13 protein-coding genes are annotated in these 14,876 nt (G+C 68.2%); 6 read left to right on the forward strand and 7 right to left on the reverse strand.

From position 1 onward, the window contains the following. The first annotated feature begins 103 nt into the window (after positions 1 to 103). On the forward strand, positions 104 to 1,639 hold the full coding sequence (locus OX958_RS27515) for a fibronectin type III domain-containing protein (RefSeq protein ID WP_270132631.1): 1,536 nt from the start codon (positions 104 to 106) through the stop codon (positions 1,637 to 1,639). Here the strand turns inward: OX958_RS27515 and OX958_RS27520 are convergent. From OX958_RS27520 to OX958_RS27530, 3 genes are all read right to left on the reverse strand, one after another. Continuing rightward, positions 1,602 to 1,820, reverse strand: coding sequence for a hypothetical protein (locus OX958_RS27520; RefSeq protein ID WP_270132632.1), 219 nt, complete (start codon positions 1,818 to 1,820; stop codon positions 1,602 to 1,604). The two genes, OX958_RS27515 and OX958_RS27520, sit on opposite strands and share 38 nt — an antisense overlap. Further along, entirely contained in the window at positions 1,817 to 3,130 is a 1,314-nt protein-coding gene (locus OX958_RS27525; RefSeq protein WP_270132634.1) for a hypothetical protein, read from the reverse strand. The genes OX958_RS27520 and OX958_RS27525 overlap by 4 nt, the downstream gene beginning before the upstream one ends. A 71-nt stretch (positions 3,131 to 3,201) precedes the next feature. Beyond that, positions 3,202 to 4,668 carry a flavin-containing monooxygenase gene (locus OX958_RS27530; protein ID WP_270132635.1) on the reverse strand — a complete coding sequence of 489 codons (1,467 nt, stop codon included), beginning with the start codon at positions 4,666 to 4,668 and terminating at the stop codon, positions 3,202 to 3,204. Between the two features lie 71 nt (positions 4,669 to 4,739). Here OX958_RS27530 and OX958_RS27535 point away from each other — a divergent pair, with 71 nt between their 5' ends. From OX958_RS27535 to OX958_RS27555, 5 genes are all read left to right on the forward strand, one after another. Then, positions 4,740 to 5,369 (forward strand): TetR/AcrR family transcriptional regulator, encoded by a 630-nt coding sequence (locus tag OX958_RS27535; protein WP_270132637.1) that lies wholly within the window; start codon positions 4,740 to 4,742, stop codon positions 5,367 to 5,369. A gap of 21 nt (positions 5,370 to 5,390) precedes the next feature. After that, positions 5,391 to 6,245, forward strand: a complete 855-nt coding sequence (locus OX958_RS27540) for an EamA family transporter (RefSeq protein ID WP_270132640.1) — start codon at positions 5,391 to 5,393, stop codon at positions 6,243 to 6,245. A 278-nt stretch (positions 6,246 to 6,523) separates the two neighbouring features. Then, positions 6,524 to 7,933 (forward strand): glycosyl hydrolase family 18 protein, encoded by a 1,410-nt coding sequence (locus OX958_RS27545; RefSeq protein ID WP_270132642.1) that lies wholly within the window; start codon positions 6,524 to 6,526, stop codon positions 7,931 to 7,933. A gap of 207 nt (positions 7,934 to 8,140) precedes the next feature. Further along, the gene (locus OX958_RS27550) at positions 8,141 to 9,235 is read left to right on the forward strand and encodes a sulfite oxidase (protein WP_270132643.1); all 1,095 of its coding nucleotides are present in this window, start codon (positions 8,141 to 8,143) and stop codon (positions 9,233 to 9,235) included. Positions 9,236 to 9,300: 65 nt separating this feature from the next. Further along, on the forward strand, positions 9,301 to 9,459 hold the full coding sequence (locus OX958_RS27555) for a hypothetical protein (protein WP_270132645.1): 159 nt from the start codon (positions 9,301 to 9,303) through the stop codon (positions 9,457 to 9,459). Here OX958_RS27555 and OX958_RS27560 read toward each other — a convergent pair. The 4 genes from OX958_RS27560 to OX958_RS27575 are packed head-to-tail and all read right to left on the reverse strand — an operon-like array spanning position 9,456 to position 14,781. Continuing rightward, complete coding sequence (locus OX958_RS27560; RefSeq protein WP_270132646.1) at positions 9,456 to 10,811, reverse strand: ABC transporter substrate-binding protein; 1,356 nt, start codon at positions 10,809 to 10,811, stop codon at positions 9,456 to 9,458. The two genes, OX958_RS27555 and OX958_RS27560, sit on opposite strands and share 4 nt — an antisense overlap. A gap of 10 nt (positions 10,812 to 10,821) precedes the next feature. After that, positions 10,822 to 11,703: a carbohydrate ABC transporter permease gene (locus OX958_RS27565; RefSeq protein ID WP_270132648.1), complete on the reverse strand. Its 882-nt coding sequence runs from the start codon at positions 11,701 to 11,703 to the stop codon at positions 10,822 to 10,824. Beyond that, on the reverse strand, positions 11,700 to 12,614 hold the full coding sequence (locus OX958_RS27570; protein WP_270132650.1) for a carbohydrate ABC transporter permease: 915 nt from the start codon (positions 12,612 to 12,614) through the stop codon (positions 11,700 to 11,702). Before OX958_RS27570 ends, OX958_RS27565 begins: the two co-directional genes overlap by 4 nt. Positions 12,615 to 12,654: 40 nt before the next feature. Further along, positions 12,655 to 14,781 (reverse strand): alpha-galactosidase, encoded by a 2,127-nt coding sequence (locus OX958_RS27575; RefSeq protein WP_270132652.1) that lies wholly within the window; start codon positions 14,779 to 14,781, stop codon positions 12,655 to 12,657. Between the last annotated feature and the right edge of the window lie 95 nt (positions 14,782 to 14,876).

Below are 14,876 nucleotides of genomic sequence, written 5' to 3' on the forward strand. Positions count from 1 at the left end.
TCGTCGCGTCCGGTTTCCCGAACCGCCGTAACTTCTGCAGCACCTGACAGTTATCGTTCGGTAGCAGAATGTCACGAGCGCGGCTCAGTCCTGGGGGACGGTCATGAAGAAGGCAGTACTGGTACTCGTCACCGCCGCGGCCGTGGCCGGCGCGGCGCTGATCCCATCGAGCCGTCCAGTGGTGGCCTCGACCTCAGCCTCGACCACGCCTCCGGGCTTCGGCTCGGCGCTGTCCGCGGTCAAACAGCCGGCCTGGCAGACCAATGCCAGCGTCAACGCGCTCGCGGTGGCGGGCAACACCGTGTACGCCGGCGGCCTCTTCAGCAGGATCCGCCAGCCGGGCAAGCCCGCCGGGCAGGGTGACGCGGCGCGCAGCTATGTCGCCGCCTTCAACCGCTCCACCGGCGCGCCGACGCGGTTCGCGCCGAAGCTCAACGGGGCCGTCTGGTCGATCGCGACCAGCCCTGACGGCAAGTGGGTCGTGATCGGCGGTGACTTCACCATGGTCGACGGGATCAAGCGCAACCGCCTCGCCATGTTCAGCGTGGCCACCGGCAAGCTGGTGGCCGGCTGGGACCCCTCGGTCGCGACCCGGGTCAAGGCGGTCGCCATCTCCGGCAACAGTGTCTACTTCGGCGGCTCCTTCGGCCGGGTGGACAACAAGGAACGCAACTATCTGGCCGCCGTCGCGCTGACCACCGGTGTCCTGCTGCCGTGGAACCCGAACGCGGACGCCGAGGTGTACGCCATCGACCTGAACGACCAGGGCACCCGGGTCTTCGTCGGCGGCGCCTTCAGCGAGCTCGGGAACACCGACCACTACGCACTCGCGATGGTGAACACCACGGACGGCACCGCGCTCGCGATGCCCGCCGCCGCGGCGATCCCGCAGCCGTCGTTCGACTGCACCAGCCAGGTCAGGGACATCGACACCCTGGGCGGCAAGGTCTTCGTCGCCAACGCGGGCGACGGCCTCGGCTGCTACGACGGCGTACTGGCTGCCGACTCGACCACCGGCAAGCTGCTCTGGCAGAACAAGTGCCTCGGCGCGACCGAGGCGATCCAGGCCATCGGCAACTGGCTCTACAAGGGTTCGCACGCGCACGACTGCAGCAAGGACGGCGGCTTCAAGGACGGCAGCGGAACCCACCACCTGCTGGTCGAGAGCGCGATCAACGGCCGCCTCGGCCCGTGGCACCCGAACACGGACTCGGGCGGTACGACGGAGGTCGGCCCGCTGGCGTTCGCGTCGGGCGGCAACGACCTGTGGGTCGGTGGCGACTTCCTCCGGGTCAACGGCGCGATCCAGCAGGGCCTCGGCCGCTTCACCAACACCCCGGGCGGCGCCCAGCCGGCCCTCCCGGCCGCGCCGAAGGCGTCCAGCACCCGGGTCGGCATGGCCGCGATCAGCTTCCCGACCGTGGTCGACGCGGACAACATCGCCCTGACCTACACCCTGTTCCGCGGCACCACCAAGCTCGCGAGCTGGAAGCTCAGCTCCTACTCCTGGGTGAAGCCGACCGTCACCACCTTCACCGACAGCGCGGTGCAGAGCGGCAAGACCTTCAGCTACCGCGTCCAGGTCAGCGACGGCCGCAACGTCAAGAGCGGTGCCGCGACCCCGGTGAAGATTCGCTGATCTGCCGGCCGGTGGTCGGCAGGTCACCGAGGTCGGCGTCCCAGTCGTCCTCGTCGTCGGCCGCGGCCTCGTCGTTGCGGCGGGCGATCCGGACGAAGGCGACGATCAGCAGGATCGGACCGAGGAACATCGCGACCTCCGGGACGCCGCCCAGGTGCAGCGCGATCAACTGGGCGGTCACGAGGCTGTCACCAGCGCGATCCCACCGGCGGTGAAGGCGATCATCGCCGCCAGCATCGGGTACTGCGCCCGCCGGAGCTGACGCCGTCTGAACAGCTGCGTGGCGCGATCGTGCGCCGACACCACCCCGACTACATGCCCGAGCACGATCGCGCTGAGCTGGACCGCCGCGATCAGTCCGGTGCCCAGGAACCCGTAGTCGACACGAGCGGCCCCGACGCCGAACAGGTCCCAGCCACGGCCGAACGGATCCGTTGCCAGCAGCAACCCTTCCTGGCCTTGGAACATCGCGAACGAGAAGTAGTGCGCGACGGCGTACCCGATGGCGATCGGTACCAGCGAGTGCACGAAGGCTCCCGGCAGACCAGCCCGGCCGAGCGCCCCCGGCCGGATCCTCGCTGATCCGGTCGCCCGCGCGGCGATCAGGAACAGGGCGGTGACAACAGCAACCGCGGCCAGCAGACCGAGAGTGCTGACCAGGATCTGCGCGGCCGAATCCAACTCAGCGGTGAGGCCGGTCCAGAACGACCAGCGGCTGATGCCGTCGAAAGCCGTCGAGCCGAGCAACAGGCAGAGCAGACCGACCACACCCGGCTCCTGCGGGACCGTCGCCAGGCCCGCGAGCGGGTTGCGGAGCACGAGACGGCGCTGGTCGTCACGGCCGAGCGGGCTGAGCTTGGTGAGCACCTCGGCGTACACCTCGAAGCTGTCACCGATCGCGAACCAGCGCGGTCCGTAGATGATGCCTGCAGCAACATTCACCAGCGCGTACGCCGTGACGAAGACCGCGACGACAACCGGCCGCGAGCCTTCGGGGTAGGCCAGCTCGAGCCACAGGAAGCCGAACAGTCCCGCCACCGCCGGCCAGTAGGCGATCCCGTCCGGCAACGCCCGGTGCGACGTACGCGGCACCCAGCCGGCGAGGGTGCGGAGCGGATTGGCGAGCCGCCAGATCGGCCCGAAGAGCAGGGAGAGCGGAATGATGCCGACCCAGATCCAGACGTAGAGCCAGGTCGGGGCGGGATTGAGGCTTGGCGAACTGCTGCCGAACCAGGAGGCGCCCAGCAGCAGCGCGAGGGCGAGCAGCCCGGTTGCCTTGAGCAACCACCGTGTCGGCCGGGCGTCGGTGACCCGCCGCAGCCGGCGCAGCGGCGTACCGGCGGGGATCTCGAATCGCGGCTTCGACCAGAAGGCGGCCAGCGCGAAGAACGAGACGGCCACCGCGGCAGCGGCCGAGTAGATCGCGAGCCACAGCGGAACCGGCAGGTCGCCCCGGCCACCGATGCCGTGCAGCGGAAGCAGCAGGACCACGGCGCCCTCCGATCAGCTCGCTATCTGACCGATCGAATGTAACACGCTCGATGTCACGTAGCGAGAGTTCGTCAACGGGTGCGGTACTGCGCGGCGTCGAAGCGTTTGGTCAACTGCCGGAAGCGGAAGGTGAACGAGGGCCAGAGCGTGGTGTTGCGACCCTTGGCGTCCAGGTACCAACTGCTGCAGCCGCCGCGGGTCCAGATCGTGTTGCGCATCGACGACCGGACCCGGTCGACGAACTCGCGCTGCACCTCCGGCCGGACCTCCACCTCTCGTACCCCGGTCGCGTCCATCGTCTTGAGCGCGTCCAGGATGTAGGCGATCTGGGACTCGATCATGAACACCATCGAGCTGTGGCCGAGGCCGGTGTTCGGCCCGATCAGCAGGAAGAAGTTGGGGAAGCCGGCGACCGCCGTGCCCAGGTGCGCTTCCATCCCGTCGGCCCACGCCTCCCGCAGCGTCCGGCCGTCGCGACCGTGCAGCATGTCCATCACCGGCAGGTCGGTGACCCGGAAGCCGGTGCCGTAGATGATCGTGTCGACCTCGTGCTTCACCCCGTCATCGGTGACGATCCCGGTCGGGGTGACCTCGTGGATCGAGTCGGTGACGACCTCGACGTTCGGCTGGGCAAGGGCCGGGTAGTAGTCGGCGGAGAGCAGCACCCGCTTGCAGCCGAGAGTGAAGTCCGGCGTCAGCTTGGCGCGCAGTTCAGGATCCCGGACCTGCTCCTGCAGGTGCCGCTCGGCGACCCGCTGGCCGAGTTTCATCAGGGCCGGAATCTTGGCGAAGGCGAGCACGGTCGACTCACGGGTCCAGTAGACGCCGGCTCGCGCGGCCTTCTGCGCCAGGGGAAACGCTCGGTAGATCCGTCGCTCCGCCGCACTGATCCTGCGGTCCGGTCGCGGCATGACCCACGGCGGCGTCCGCTGGAAGAGATGCAACTCCTCGACGTCGGGCTGGATCGCCGGGACGAACTGGATCGCCGACGCGCCGGTGCCGATGACGGCGACCTTGCGGCCACTCAGATCCAGATCATGGTTCCACTGCGCGGAGTGGAAGACCTCTCCCTCGAACGACTCGATCCCGGGCAGCTTCGGCACCGCCGGCTCGGCCAGCGGTCCCATCCCGGACAGCACCACCTCGGCGGTGAAATCACCCTGACTGGTGTGCACGAGCCAGTGATCGCCCTGCCAGTGCGCCGACTCGACCGCGTGCCCGAACCGGATGTGCGGCCGGACCCGGAAGCCGTCGGTCACCTTCTGCAGGTACGCCTCGATCTCCGGCTGCGGCGAGAAGGTCCTCGACCACTCCGGGTTGGGCGCGAAGGAGAACGAGTACAGGTGCGACGGGACGTCACAGCGGCACCCCGGATAGGTGTTGTCCCGCCAGGTCCCGCCGACGTCCTCCGCCCGCTCCAGAACGACGAAGTCGTGGTAGCCGGCCTGCTTCAGCCGGACCGCCATCCCGATCCCGGCGAACCCGGTGCCGATCACCACGATCCGGTGCCGCTGAGCGGTCGCGGACTGAGCAGTCAATGGGTGCCTCCGGAGGGATCGGGAGAGAACTTACTCCGAGTAAGTTACTCCGGGTCAGTTAGAGTGTGCAAGTGACCTCGACCACGGACGGCGCAGTACCGGTGAAGCGCCGACGGGACCGCGCGGCACGGGAACTGGAGATCCTGGACGCCGCCGAGCGGATCTTCGGCGAACGGGGCTACCAGGGCACCTCGATGGACGACGTCGCAGCAGAGGTGGGCGTCTCCAAACCGCTGATCTACCAGTACTACGGCTCGAAGGACGGCCTGTTCCTCGCCTGCCTGTCCCGGCTCCGCGCGCAACTCCTGGACGCGGTGTCCGACGCGGTCCTCGGCGCCGCCGACCCCGAGCAGGCCATGTACGCCGGTTTCCTTGCCTGGTTCACCTTCCTGGACGATCACCCCCGTGCCTGGGCAGTGCTGGTCGACGAAGGCATGCTGGCAGCCGGCCCGGCCGCACAGGCAGCCGACGAAGTCCGGGCGGAGTTCGTCGCCCTGATCGCCACCATGGTCCGGCTCAACCTGCCCGCCGGCCGCCCGGCGGATGAGGAAGAGATCCAGATCGTGGCCCAGACCGTCTCCGGCGCCACCGAACGGCTGGCCGTCTGGCGCACCCGTAACGGCGGCACCCCGTCCGCCGAGAAGGTCGCCACCACGCTCCAGCAACTCCTCTGGCAAGGCCTGGACTCACTCCGCCGCTGAGGCCGTGATCTCATTCAGTTCGTGCGTACAGTGCGGATGCCGCCGACGGCGATGGTGCTGGGCGGCGTGGTTTCCGTGCAGTTCGGTGGAGCTCTGGCCGCCCGGCTGATCGAGGACCTGGGGGCCGCGGGCACCGTTGCGCTGCGACTCGCTCTTGCGGTCCCGATTCTGTTGCTGGTCGCCCGCCCCAACCTGCGCAACCGCAGCAAAGGCGACCTCCTGGCGGTAGTTGCCTTCGGCACCGTGCTCGGCCTGATGAACCTCTCCTTCTACCTCTCTCTGGAGAGACTGCCGCTCGGCGTAGCGGTCACCATCGAGTTCATCGGCCCGCTCGGCCTGGCCGCGGCACTGTCACGCAAGCGGCGGGACCTGATCGCCGTGGCCGGCGCTGCCCTCGGCGTCGTCCTGGTGAACGGTCACGAGTTGTCGAAGGTCGACTGGCTCGGCGTCGGCTTCGCCGCGTTCGCCGGTCTGCTCTGGGCCTGCTACATCCTGCTCAGCGCGGAAACCGGCCGCCGCTTCGCCCAGCTCGACGGTCTCGCACTCGCGATGGTGGTCAGCACCTTCATCACCGCTCCCCTGGGACTCGTCACCGCGGGCGGCGAACTGCTCCACTGGCACTCACTCGCGATCGGCCTGGCGATCGCGATTCTCTCGTCGGTCCTGCCCTACTCGCTCGAGACACTGGCGCTGCGCCGGATGAAGCCGGTGGTCTTCGGGATCCTGATGAGCATCGAGCCCGCGGTGGGCGCGACGGCCGGCTATCTGGTCCTCGGTCAGCGCCTCGCGGCCGTCCAGTTCGCCGGTATGGCCTGCGTGGTCGCCGCCTCGATCACCATCACCCGCACCGCGCGAACCGAGGCCCCGGAGATCTGACTCACCGGAAGTCATCGGATCTCCGCGCTGAGAATGCGCATTCTTATCGCTGCCCACGTCTTGACGCGGGTGAGACATCCCAGCAAACTTGCCATGACTTCGGTCAGATCTCTTCTATATTCACCTTCGCAACAGCCGCCCCCGGAAGGTGTTCGAGAAGACGTACCGTCCGTTCGCCGCCCCCTGCGACCGGTCGGGGTTCGTCGATCGTCCCGAGCTGGACGGGTGCGGTGCGAAGGTCCCTCCGAAAGGACACCGCCCCCATGAAGTCGTCAAGGATGAAGCTCCGAAGTCGAGTGGCCGTCGCGGCCCTCGCATTGGCCACCGGCGCCACCGGCCTGATCGCGACCTTCGCGCCTGCGCCGCCCGCCGACGCGGCCCCGACCGCCGCAGCCGCCCCCGCGGCGGCCAATGCCGCCGCCGCGCTGCCCGCGGGCTTCAAGAGCGTCGGCTACATGCCGTCGTGGTCCGGCAGCGTCAACTCGATCCAATACAGCAAGCTGACGCACATCAACTACTCCTTCGCGCTGCCGAACGCGAACGGCAGCCTGCAGGGCATCCCGGACCCGGGCAAGCTGAGCCAGCTGGTCAGCCTCGGCCACCAGAACGGCGTCAAGGTCTCGCTGGCCATCGGTGGCTGGAACGACGGCAACGACTCGAACTTCGAGGCGCTCGCCGCCAACGCCGGCTCCCGGACCACCTTCGTGAACGCCGTGATGGGCGCGATCAACCAGTACAACCTGGACGGCGTCGACATCGACTGGGAGTACCCGGACCCGGGCACCTCCGGCAACAACTACACCGCGCTGATGCAGCAGCTGAGCAACACGCTGCGAGCCAACGGCAAGCTGCTCACCGCCGCGGTGGTCTCCGAGGGTGGCACCGCGAACGGCGTCCAGCCGGCCGTCTTCGGCTACGTCGACTGGCTGAACATCATGGCGTACGACGGCGGCAGCCCGCACGCCAACTACGACTGGTCCATCGCGGCGGCGAACTTCTGGAAGAACCGCGGTCTGCCGAAGGCCAAGACCGTCCTCGGTGTCCCGTTCTACAGCCGTCCGGGCTACCTGACCTACGCGCAGATCGTCGCGATGAACCCGAACAACGCGAACGTCGACTGCATCAACAGCGGCGGTCAGCAGTGCTACAACGGCATCCCGACCATCAAGCGCAAGACCCAGTGGGCCGTGGCCAACGCGGGCGGCATCATGAACTGGGAGCTGTCCCAGGACACCACCGGCAGCACCTCGCTGGTGAGCGCGATCTTCGACGCGGCGGGTGGCACCACCGTCCCGCCGACCGGTAGGACCGGAGCGATCAAGGGCATCGGCGGCAAGTGCGTCGACGTGGCCGGCGGCAACAGCGCCAACGGCACCGCGGTCCAGCTGTGGACCTGCAACAGCAGCACCGCGCAGACCTGGACGGTCGGCAGCGACGGTACCGTGCGGGCGTTGGGCAAGTGCCTCGACGTCAACGCCGCCGGTACGGCGAACGGCTCGCTCGTCCAGCTCTACGACTGCAACGGCACCGGCGCCCAGTCGTGGCAGCCGCAGTCGAACGGCAACCTGCGCAACCCGGCGTCCGGCAAGTGCCTGGATGCCACCGGCCAGAGCTCGGCCGACGGCACCCGGCTGCAGATCTGGACCTGTGGCACCAGCGCCAACCAGCTCTGGACCCTGCCGGCCTGAACCAGCCGTCCGTCCTGAGCTGCTCGACCCGAAGTGCTCGGCCTCGAGCTGAGCCGGCCCGGGAGGTCTCCATCCATCACGGAGCCTCCCGGGCTGTTCGGTACCGTCCGTAGTCAGTCCTTCGCCGTGCTCGGCAGGCAGCCGCCTCTGGTGACTCGTCCGGGCCGGTGATTTAGGCTGGCGGTTCGGGGGGAAAGGGGTCGGCACATGTCGGTTGAGCAGTTCAGCGTCAAGGCGAGGTTGGCGGACACAGGCGAGGGAATCACCGGGGACGAGCTGCAGCTGGCGGCTCGCAACCACGGGATTCCGCTGGAGGCGCTGCGGTACGAGCTGACGCCGCCCGGACTGCACTACGTGCTGGTGCACTACGACATCCCGGCGACCAACGCCGCGACCTGGCGACTGACCGTCGATGGTTGCGTCGAGCAACCGTTGTCGTTCGGGCTGACCGAGCTGCGGGCGATGGCCCGGCGGACGATCCGGGTCACCCTGGAGTGCGCGGGCAACGGCCGGGCCGCACTGCAGCCGCGGCCGATCAGTCAGCCGTGGTTGATGGAGGCGGTCGGCACCGCGGAGTGGACCGGCGTACCGCTGGCGGAGCTGCTCCGGTCGGCCGGGATCGGCAAGGACGCGATCGACGTGGTCTTCACCGGCGCGGACCACGGGTTCGAGCGAGGTGTCGAGCAGGACTTCCAGCGTGGGCTCTCGCTCGCCGACGCCCTCGACTCCGGGGCGATCGTGGCCTGGGAGATGAACGGCGCTCCGCTCCCGCCGCAGCACGGCTATCCGCTGCGGCTGATCGTGCCGGGGTGGTACGGGATGGCCAGCGTGAAGTGGCTGCGCTCGATCGAGCTGATCGACCACGAGTTCACCGGCTACCAGAACGCCGTCGCGTACCGGCTCCGCCACCAGGCCGACGAGGTCGGCGTCGCGGTCACCCGGATCGAGCCGCGCGCCCTGCTGATCCCGCCCGGGCACCCCGACTTCCAGAGCCGGCACCGGTTCGTGGACGCCGGGCCGGTCGTCCTGCAGGGCCGGGCCTGGTCCGGCTGGGCACCGATCGAGCGGGTCGAGGTCAGCGTCGACGCCGGAGTCAGCTGGCACGACGCCAAACTGGAGGCCGACAGCAATGACCTGGCCTGGCGCGGATTCTCGTTCGACTGGGACGCCGTACCGGGCGAGCACGTGCTGACCGTCCGCGCCCACGACCGCAGCGGCCGGGTGCAGCCCGTCGAGGCCCCCTGGAACCGCGGCGGCTTCGCCAACAACTCGGCGCAGCGGATCACCGTTCTGGTCCGCTGATGCCACCGCGGCCGCCAGCTGTTGCTAAGAGCAACCAACTCGGCCTGAGCGCTCCCATTGGTCAGTTGCCCGAACGAGACGGCCGGATCGCGGCGGTCCCGGTCGGAGTACTGACCGGCACCGCCGCTGCCCTCTCCACAGGTCTCCTGCTGCTGACGGCCGGCTTCGTGCTCACCGTCCTGCACTGGCAACTCGCCAGCCGCCGCTACAGCAGCGCTGGTTAGGAGTTCGCGGACAGGATCTGGTTGACGTCCTCATTGGCCTGGACCAGCGAGCTGGGATCGGACTCGAAGCCGAGCACCGACTCCATCGCCGGCGTCATCACCGCGGTGACGTCGGCCGCGTTCGGATTGGCCGGATACGGGAAGACGTCGCCCGCCGTGACCGGTTCGAGGAAGGGCGCGATGTCCCAGCCCGCCTTGGCGAAGGCAGCCGTCGCCGCCGGCATGCTGGCACTGACCGCGGGGAAGACGACTCCGGCCTCGGCGACGACGTCCTGAGCCTGTTGCGAGCCGAGGAACTTCACCCACGCCCAGGACGCCTCCTTGCGGCTGGTGCCCGCCCAGATGCTGTCGGCCAGTCCGTTCATCATCGACATCCGCTTGCCGTTCGGTCCCTGCGGCAGCCGCGCCAGCTTCGTCTTCACCTGCTTGAGCTGACCGTAGGTGCCGAGCATCCACGAGCCGTTCGGGGTGATCCCGTACTTGCCCGCGCCGAAGGTGGCGGTGATGTCGATTCCCGACTTCGCCTGCGCGAGCGTCGGCATGTAGCCCTTGGTGATCAGTCCACGCCACCAGCTGATCGTCTCGGTGAACTTCGGATCGCCGTAGAAGAACTTGGTGCCCCACGGTTCGCCCTCGGAGTACTTCCAGCCGTTGGACGCGGCGTACCAGCTCCAGCTGGTCTGCCCGTCCGCACCACCCGCGTCGCCGAAGCCGAGGCCGTAGACCTTGATGTCGTCCTTGTCGAAGCCGGGCTGATCACCACGACGGCCCTTGCCGTCCACGGTGAGCCGGGCGACGATCTGCTCGAACGTGCCGCCGTCGTTGGGGTTCCAGGTCATCGAGTTCAGCTGCTCGGTGCTGATCCCGGCCGCTTCGGTCAGCGCGGAGTTGTAGAAGTAGACCTCGGTGTCGAAGTCCTTCGGCAATCCGTACCGCTTGCCGTCGGCACCGACCCAGCGGTCCGCCAGACCCTGCTGGTAGATGCCCAGATCGACGTTGTCCTTGGCGACGTAGTCGTCGATCGCGAGCACCTGGTCCTTGGCCGCGAACAGCGGGTACTTCGCCGAGTGCGACGTGAACACGTCGGGCGCCGTACCGGAGATGAAGCCGGTGACCAGCTTGTTCCAGTAGTCGTTCCAGCCGTTCTGCTCGATCTTGACCGAGTACTGCGGGTGCTGCCGCTCGAACAACTTGGCGCACTCCAGGTACATCGGCAGCTGGGCGGCGTCCCAGAGCCAGTAGGAGATCTCCCCGTCGGGCCGGTCGGCCGCGCCGTTGTTGCAGCCGGCCACCGCCGAGGCGGCCAGGCCCGCGAGTCCGGCCTTCAGCAAGGTCCGTCGTGACAGGTTCATCGAAGCCACCTCACTTGATCCCGGAGAAACCGATGGAGTTGGTGATCCGCCTGGCGAACGCCAGGAAGAGCAGGATCATCGGCAGCGCGGCGATCAGCGTCGCGGCCATCAGGCCGGCCCAGTCCGGACTGCCTTGCGGGGTCTGCGATCGGAAGATGCCCAGGGCAACCGTGAGTACCCGGACCTGCTCCTGCTGACCGACCAGCAACGGCCAGAAGTAGTCGTTCCAGGAGTTGATGTAGGTCAGGATCGCGAGCGTCGTGATCGGCGCCGCGCTCATCGGGATGATCATCCCGAAGAAGATCCGCCGGTGGCCGGCACCGTCGATCATCGCCGCCTCCTCCAGCTCCCGGCTGATGCCGAGGAAGAACTGGCGCAGGAAGAAGATCGCGAACGGGGTCATGAACGCGCTCGGCAGGATGATGCCGGCGAAGCTGTTCAGCAGCCCGAGGTTCTTGATCAGAACGAAGTTCGGCAGCGTGGTGAAGATCGGCGGCACCATCAGCGCGGCCAGGAACAGCGCGAACACCTTGTCCCGGCCGGGCCAGCGCAGCCGGGCGAACGCGTAGGCCGCCATGGCGCTGAAAAACACCTGGCAGACCGTCGTGACGGTTGCCACCACCAACGAGTTGCGCAGGTACAGCCAGAAGTTGACCGAGGCACCGGAGCCGCCCTGCGCCTGCGCCTCGGCGACGGTGGACAGGCCGAGCACCCGCTTGAAGGCGCCGAGCGTCGTCTCGACCGGGAGCAACGAGCCGGGGTGCCCGGCGAGCTGGGTGTTGTTCGACAGCGCCGTACGGATCATCCAGTAGAACGGGAAGAGGGTGAGAAGCATCAACACGATCAGGCAGGCCCAGGCGACCACGCGGCCCGGATTCACACGGGTCCTCATGACAGGTCACTCTCCTTGGCTCGCAGCAGCCGCAACTGCAGCAGCGACACGATCGCGAGGATGGCGAACAGCACCATCGCCATCGCGGAGGCGTAGCCGAAGTCGAACCGGGTGAACGCGCGCTCGTAGATGTAGTAGTAGATCACCCGGGTCGCGTTGACCGGACCGCCCTGCGTGGTCACCGCGACGGTGTCGAAGATCTGGAACGAGCCGATCATGGTGACCACCAGGACCATCACCATCACCGGCCGCAGCAACGGCAACGTGATCCGCCAGAACGTCTTCATCTCCGACGCGCCGTCCACCTCGGCGGCTTCGTAGACGTACTTCGGGATCGTCTGCAGGCCGGCGAAGACGAGCAGCGCGGTGTACCCCATGTGCCGCCAGACGTTGATCCCGGCAACGGTCGGGATGGCCCAGTGCGAGTCGCCGAAGAAGGCCACCGGGTCGATCCCGATCCAGGTCAGGCCCTGGTTCACGATGCCGATCTGGAAGTCGAGCATCCAGTACCAGACCAGCGCGACCACGACGTTCGCCACCAGGTACGGCGCCAGGATCACCGCCCGGACCGTGATCGACTGGGTCAGCCGGTACATCAGCATCGCGATGCCGACCGCCAGCACGGTCTGCAGCCCGATGTTGATCACCACGTACTCGACGGTGACCAGCAGCGCGTTCCAGAAGAAGCTGTCGTGCAGCATCCGGTCGTAGTTGTCCAGCCCGTTGAACTCGGGCGCGGACAGCAGGCTGTACTCGGTGAAGCTGAGGTAGGCACCCCGCAACGTGGGCCAGATGTAGAACACCACGAAACCCAGCGTCGCGGGGGCGAGGAAGATCATCGCGACCTTCAGATCCCCGTACCTTCGTCGTTTCGGTCGTACGCCGTCCGGCGTACTCGTCGTCGTGGTCACGGGGACGATCTCCTCCTTCGGTGCCGTCCGGCAGACGGCTTCAGTCGATCGCTTGCACGTCCAGCAGGATCGCGGTCTCGGGCCACTGCGCCGGTACCTGGACGCCGACCGCCGCCAGCGCGGCGCCGTTCAGCTCGACCGTGCCGCCGTCGGCCCACCACTTCGCCGAGTGGCGCGGCTCCGGGCCGGGCGCGGCGACCTTGCTGATCCGGTAGACCCGGTCCTTGGTGAGACCCGGCAGGCGGACCCGGCCCGTGTCGGAGGTGATCGACTGAGCCAGCTGCACCGCGGCGTACACCGCGCGGGAACCGTCCTGAGCGACCACACCGTGCAGCAGGAAGTCGTCCGAGCCGCGATCGGCGCGAACCACCCGTCCGGTGTGCAGCAGCGGCCGCAGCGTCTTGTGCAACGCGACCCACCCTGCCAGCTCCTCGCGCTCCTCGGCGGACGCCGCGCTGATGTCCCATTCGATGCCGAAGTGGCCGAACAGGGCGGTGGTGGCGCGGAAGGCGAGGGTCTGCGTCCGGCCGGTGGTGTGCGCCTTCGGCGGGCCGACGTGGCAGCCGATCAGCTCCGGCGGCAGCAGCAGCTGGGTGTAGCGCTGGATCTTCTGCCGCTCGAGCGCGTCGTTGCTGTCGCTGCCCCAGACCCGGTCGGTCCGCTCCAGGATGCCGAGGTCGACCCGGGCACCACCGGACGAGCAGGACTCGATCTCCAGGCCGGGGTGGCGGCGCTTCAGCTCGTCGAGCAGCCGGTAGACGGCCAGGGTCTGCGCGTGAATGCCCGCGGTACCGGTCTGCTGGTTGCCGCCGTCAACGAAGTCACGGTTGTGGTCCCATTTGAGGTAGCTGATGTCGTACTCGCTGAGCAGCGAGTCGAGGCGCTCCAGCAGGTAGTCGTACGCCGCCGGAACGCCCAGGTTGAGGCCGTGCTGGTGCCGCGCGGTCGGGGGCAGCCGGTTGCCGGTGGCAAGAATCCAGTTCGGGTGCTCGCGGGCCAGATCGGAGTCGGGGTTGACCATCTCCGGCTCGACCCAGAGACCGAACTGCAGGCCCAGCCCGGTGACGTGGTCGACCAGCGGATGCAGGCCCTTCGGCCAGATGCCCTCGTCGACGTACCAGTCGCCCAGACCCGCGTGGTCGTCGCGGCGGCCGCGGAACCAGCCGTCGTCGAGCACGAACCGCTCGGCGCCGACCTCGGCGGCCGCGTCGGCGAGCGCCTTCAGCTTGTCGAGATCCAGGTCGAAGTACACGGCTTCCCAGGTGTTCAGCACCACCGGGCGGTCCGTCTTCGGGTGCGTCTCGCGCGCTCGCAGGTACTCGTGGAAGCGCGTCGACAGCTGGTCGAGACCGACACCGTAGGACCCGTAGATCCACGGGGTGCTGTAGGAGCCTGACGGCTGCAAACGTACTTCGCCGGACAGCAACAGCTCGCCGCCGCCGATCACGGCGTACCCGCTCATGCCGCGCTCGGCGTACGAACGGTGGTTGCCGCTCCAGGCGGTGTGGACGCCCCAGACCTCGCCGGTGCCGAAGTCGAAACCGCGGGTGCCCGCGACCAGCAGCAGAGTGGCGTCGGCGCCGGTGCGGCCGCGACGGTTGTCGCGGAGGTGCGCGCCCTGCGTGAAAGCGTGCCGCTGCGGGTGCCGCTCGCCGATGTGCCGGCCGGTCAGGTCCAGCAGCTCGGTCGCCTCGGTCGGAACCGGCAGCGCGAGCACCAACCCGTCGACCGTGTACGCCGAAGCGCCCGTGTTCGTCAGCTCCGCCTTGGCCCGGACCAGACCTGAGTCGGTCAGCTCGATCACCAGGGCGAGCCCGAGGCCGGCTTGCGCGTCGGCCGCGGTGACCTGCACCGTGTTGCCGGTCCGCGCCACCTCGGTGAGCTGGAACGACGCGGAGAAGTCCTGACCATCGCGATGCCCGTTGAGTCCCGGCAGGCCGAACCAGCCGGCGGAGTACTCCGGCACGATCGCGACCGGCAGGTTGTCGTCGAGCCCGTTGCCCTCCTGGACCGAGCCGGCACCTCGTCTGAGCCCAACCAGAGCCGCCTCGTCCAGCGGCCCGAGATCAGCGCCCCAGTGCAGGACGGACGGGAGAGCCGGACCGGAACAATCCAGCACGAGGCTGACACCCGCCGAGCGGAGCTGCAGCACCTTGATGTTCGACACTGTTGATTCACTCTGCTTTCTGATTGTTTTCAGGACGAAACTATTTACCCAATCCGAGCGGGTGTCAATAGCTTCACTTCGTTAAGTAAATAGCA

It is taken from the genome of Kribbella sp. CA-293567 (genome assembly GCF_027627575.1).
Lineage (GTDB): Bacteria > Actinomycetota > Actinomycetes > Propionibacteriales > Kribbellaceae > Kribbella.

Coding starts and splice junctions, on each gene's coding strand:
- OX958_RS27515 (WP_270132631.1), top strand. CDS start 104: ATGAAGAAGGCAGTACTGGTACTCGTCACCGCCGCGGCCGTGGCCGGC.
- OX958_RS27545 (WP_270132642.1), top strand. CDS start 6,524: ATGAAGCTCCGAAGTCGAGTGGCCGTCGCGGCCCTCGCATTGGCCACC.
- OX958_RS27550 (WP_270132643.1), top strand. CDS start 8,141: ATGTCGGTTGAGCAGTTCAGCGTCAAGGCGAGGTTGGCGGACACAGGC.
- OX958_RS27560 (WP_270132646.1), bottom strand. CDS start 10,811: ATGAACCTGTCACGACGGACCTTGCTGAAGGCCGGACTCGCGGGCCTG.
- OX958_RS27565 (WP_270132648.1), bottom strand. CDS start 11,703: ATGAGGACCCGTGTGAATCCGGGCCGCGTGGTCGCCTGGGCCTGCCTG.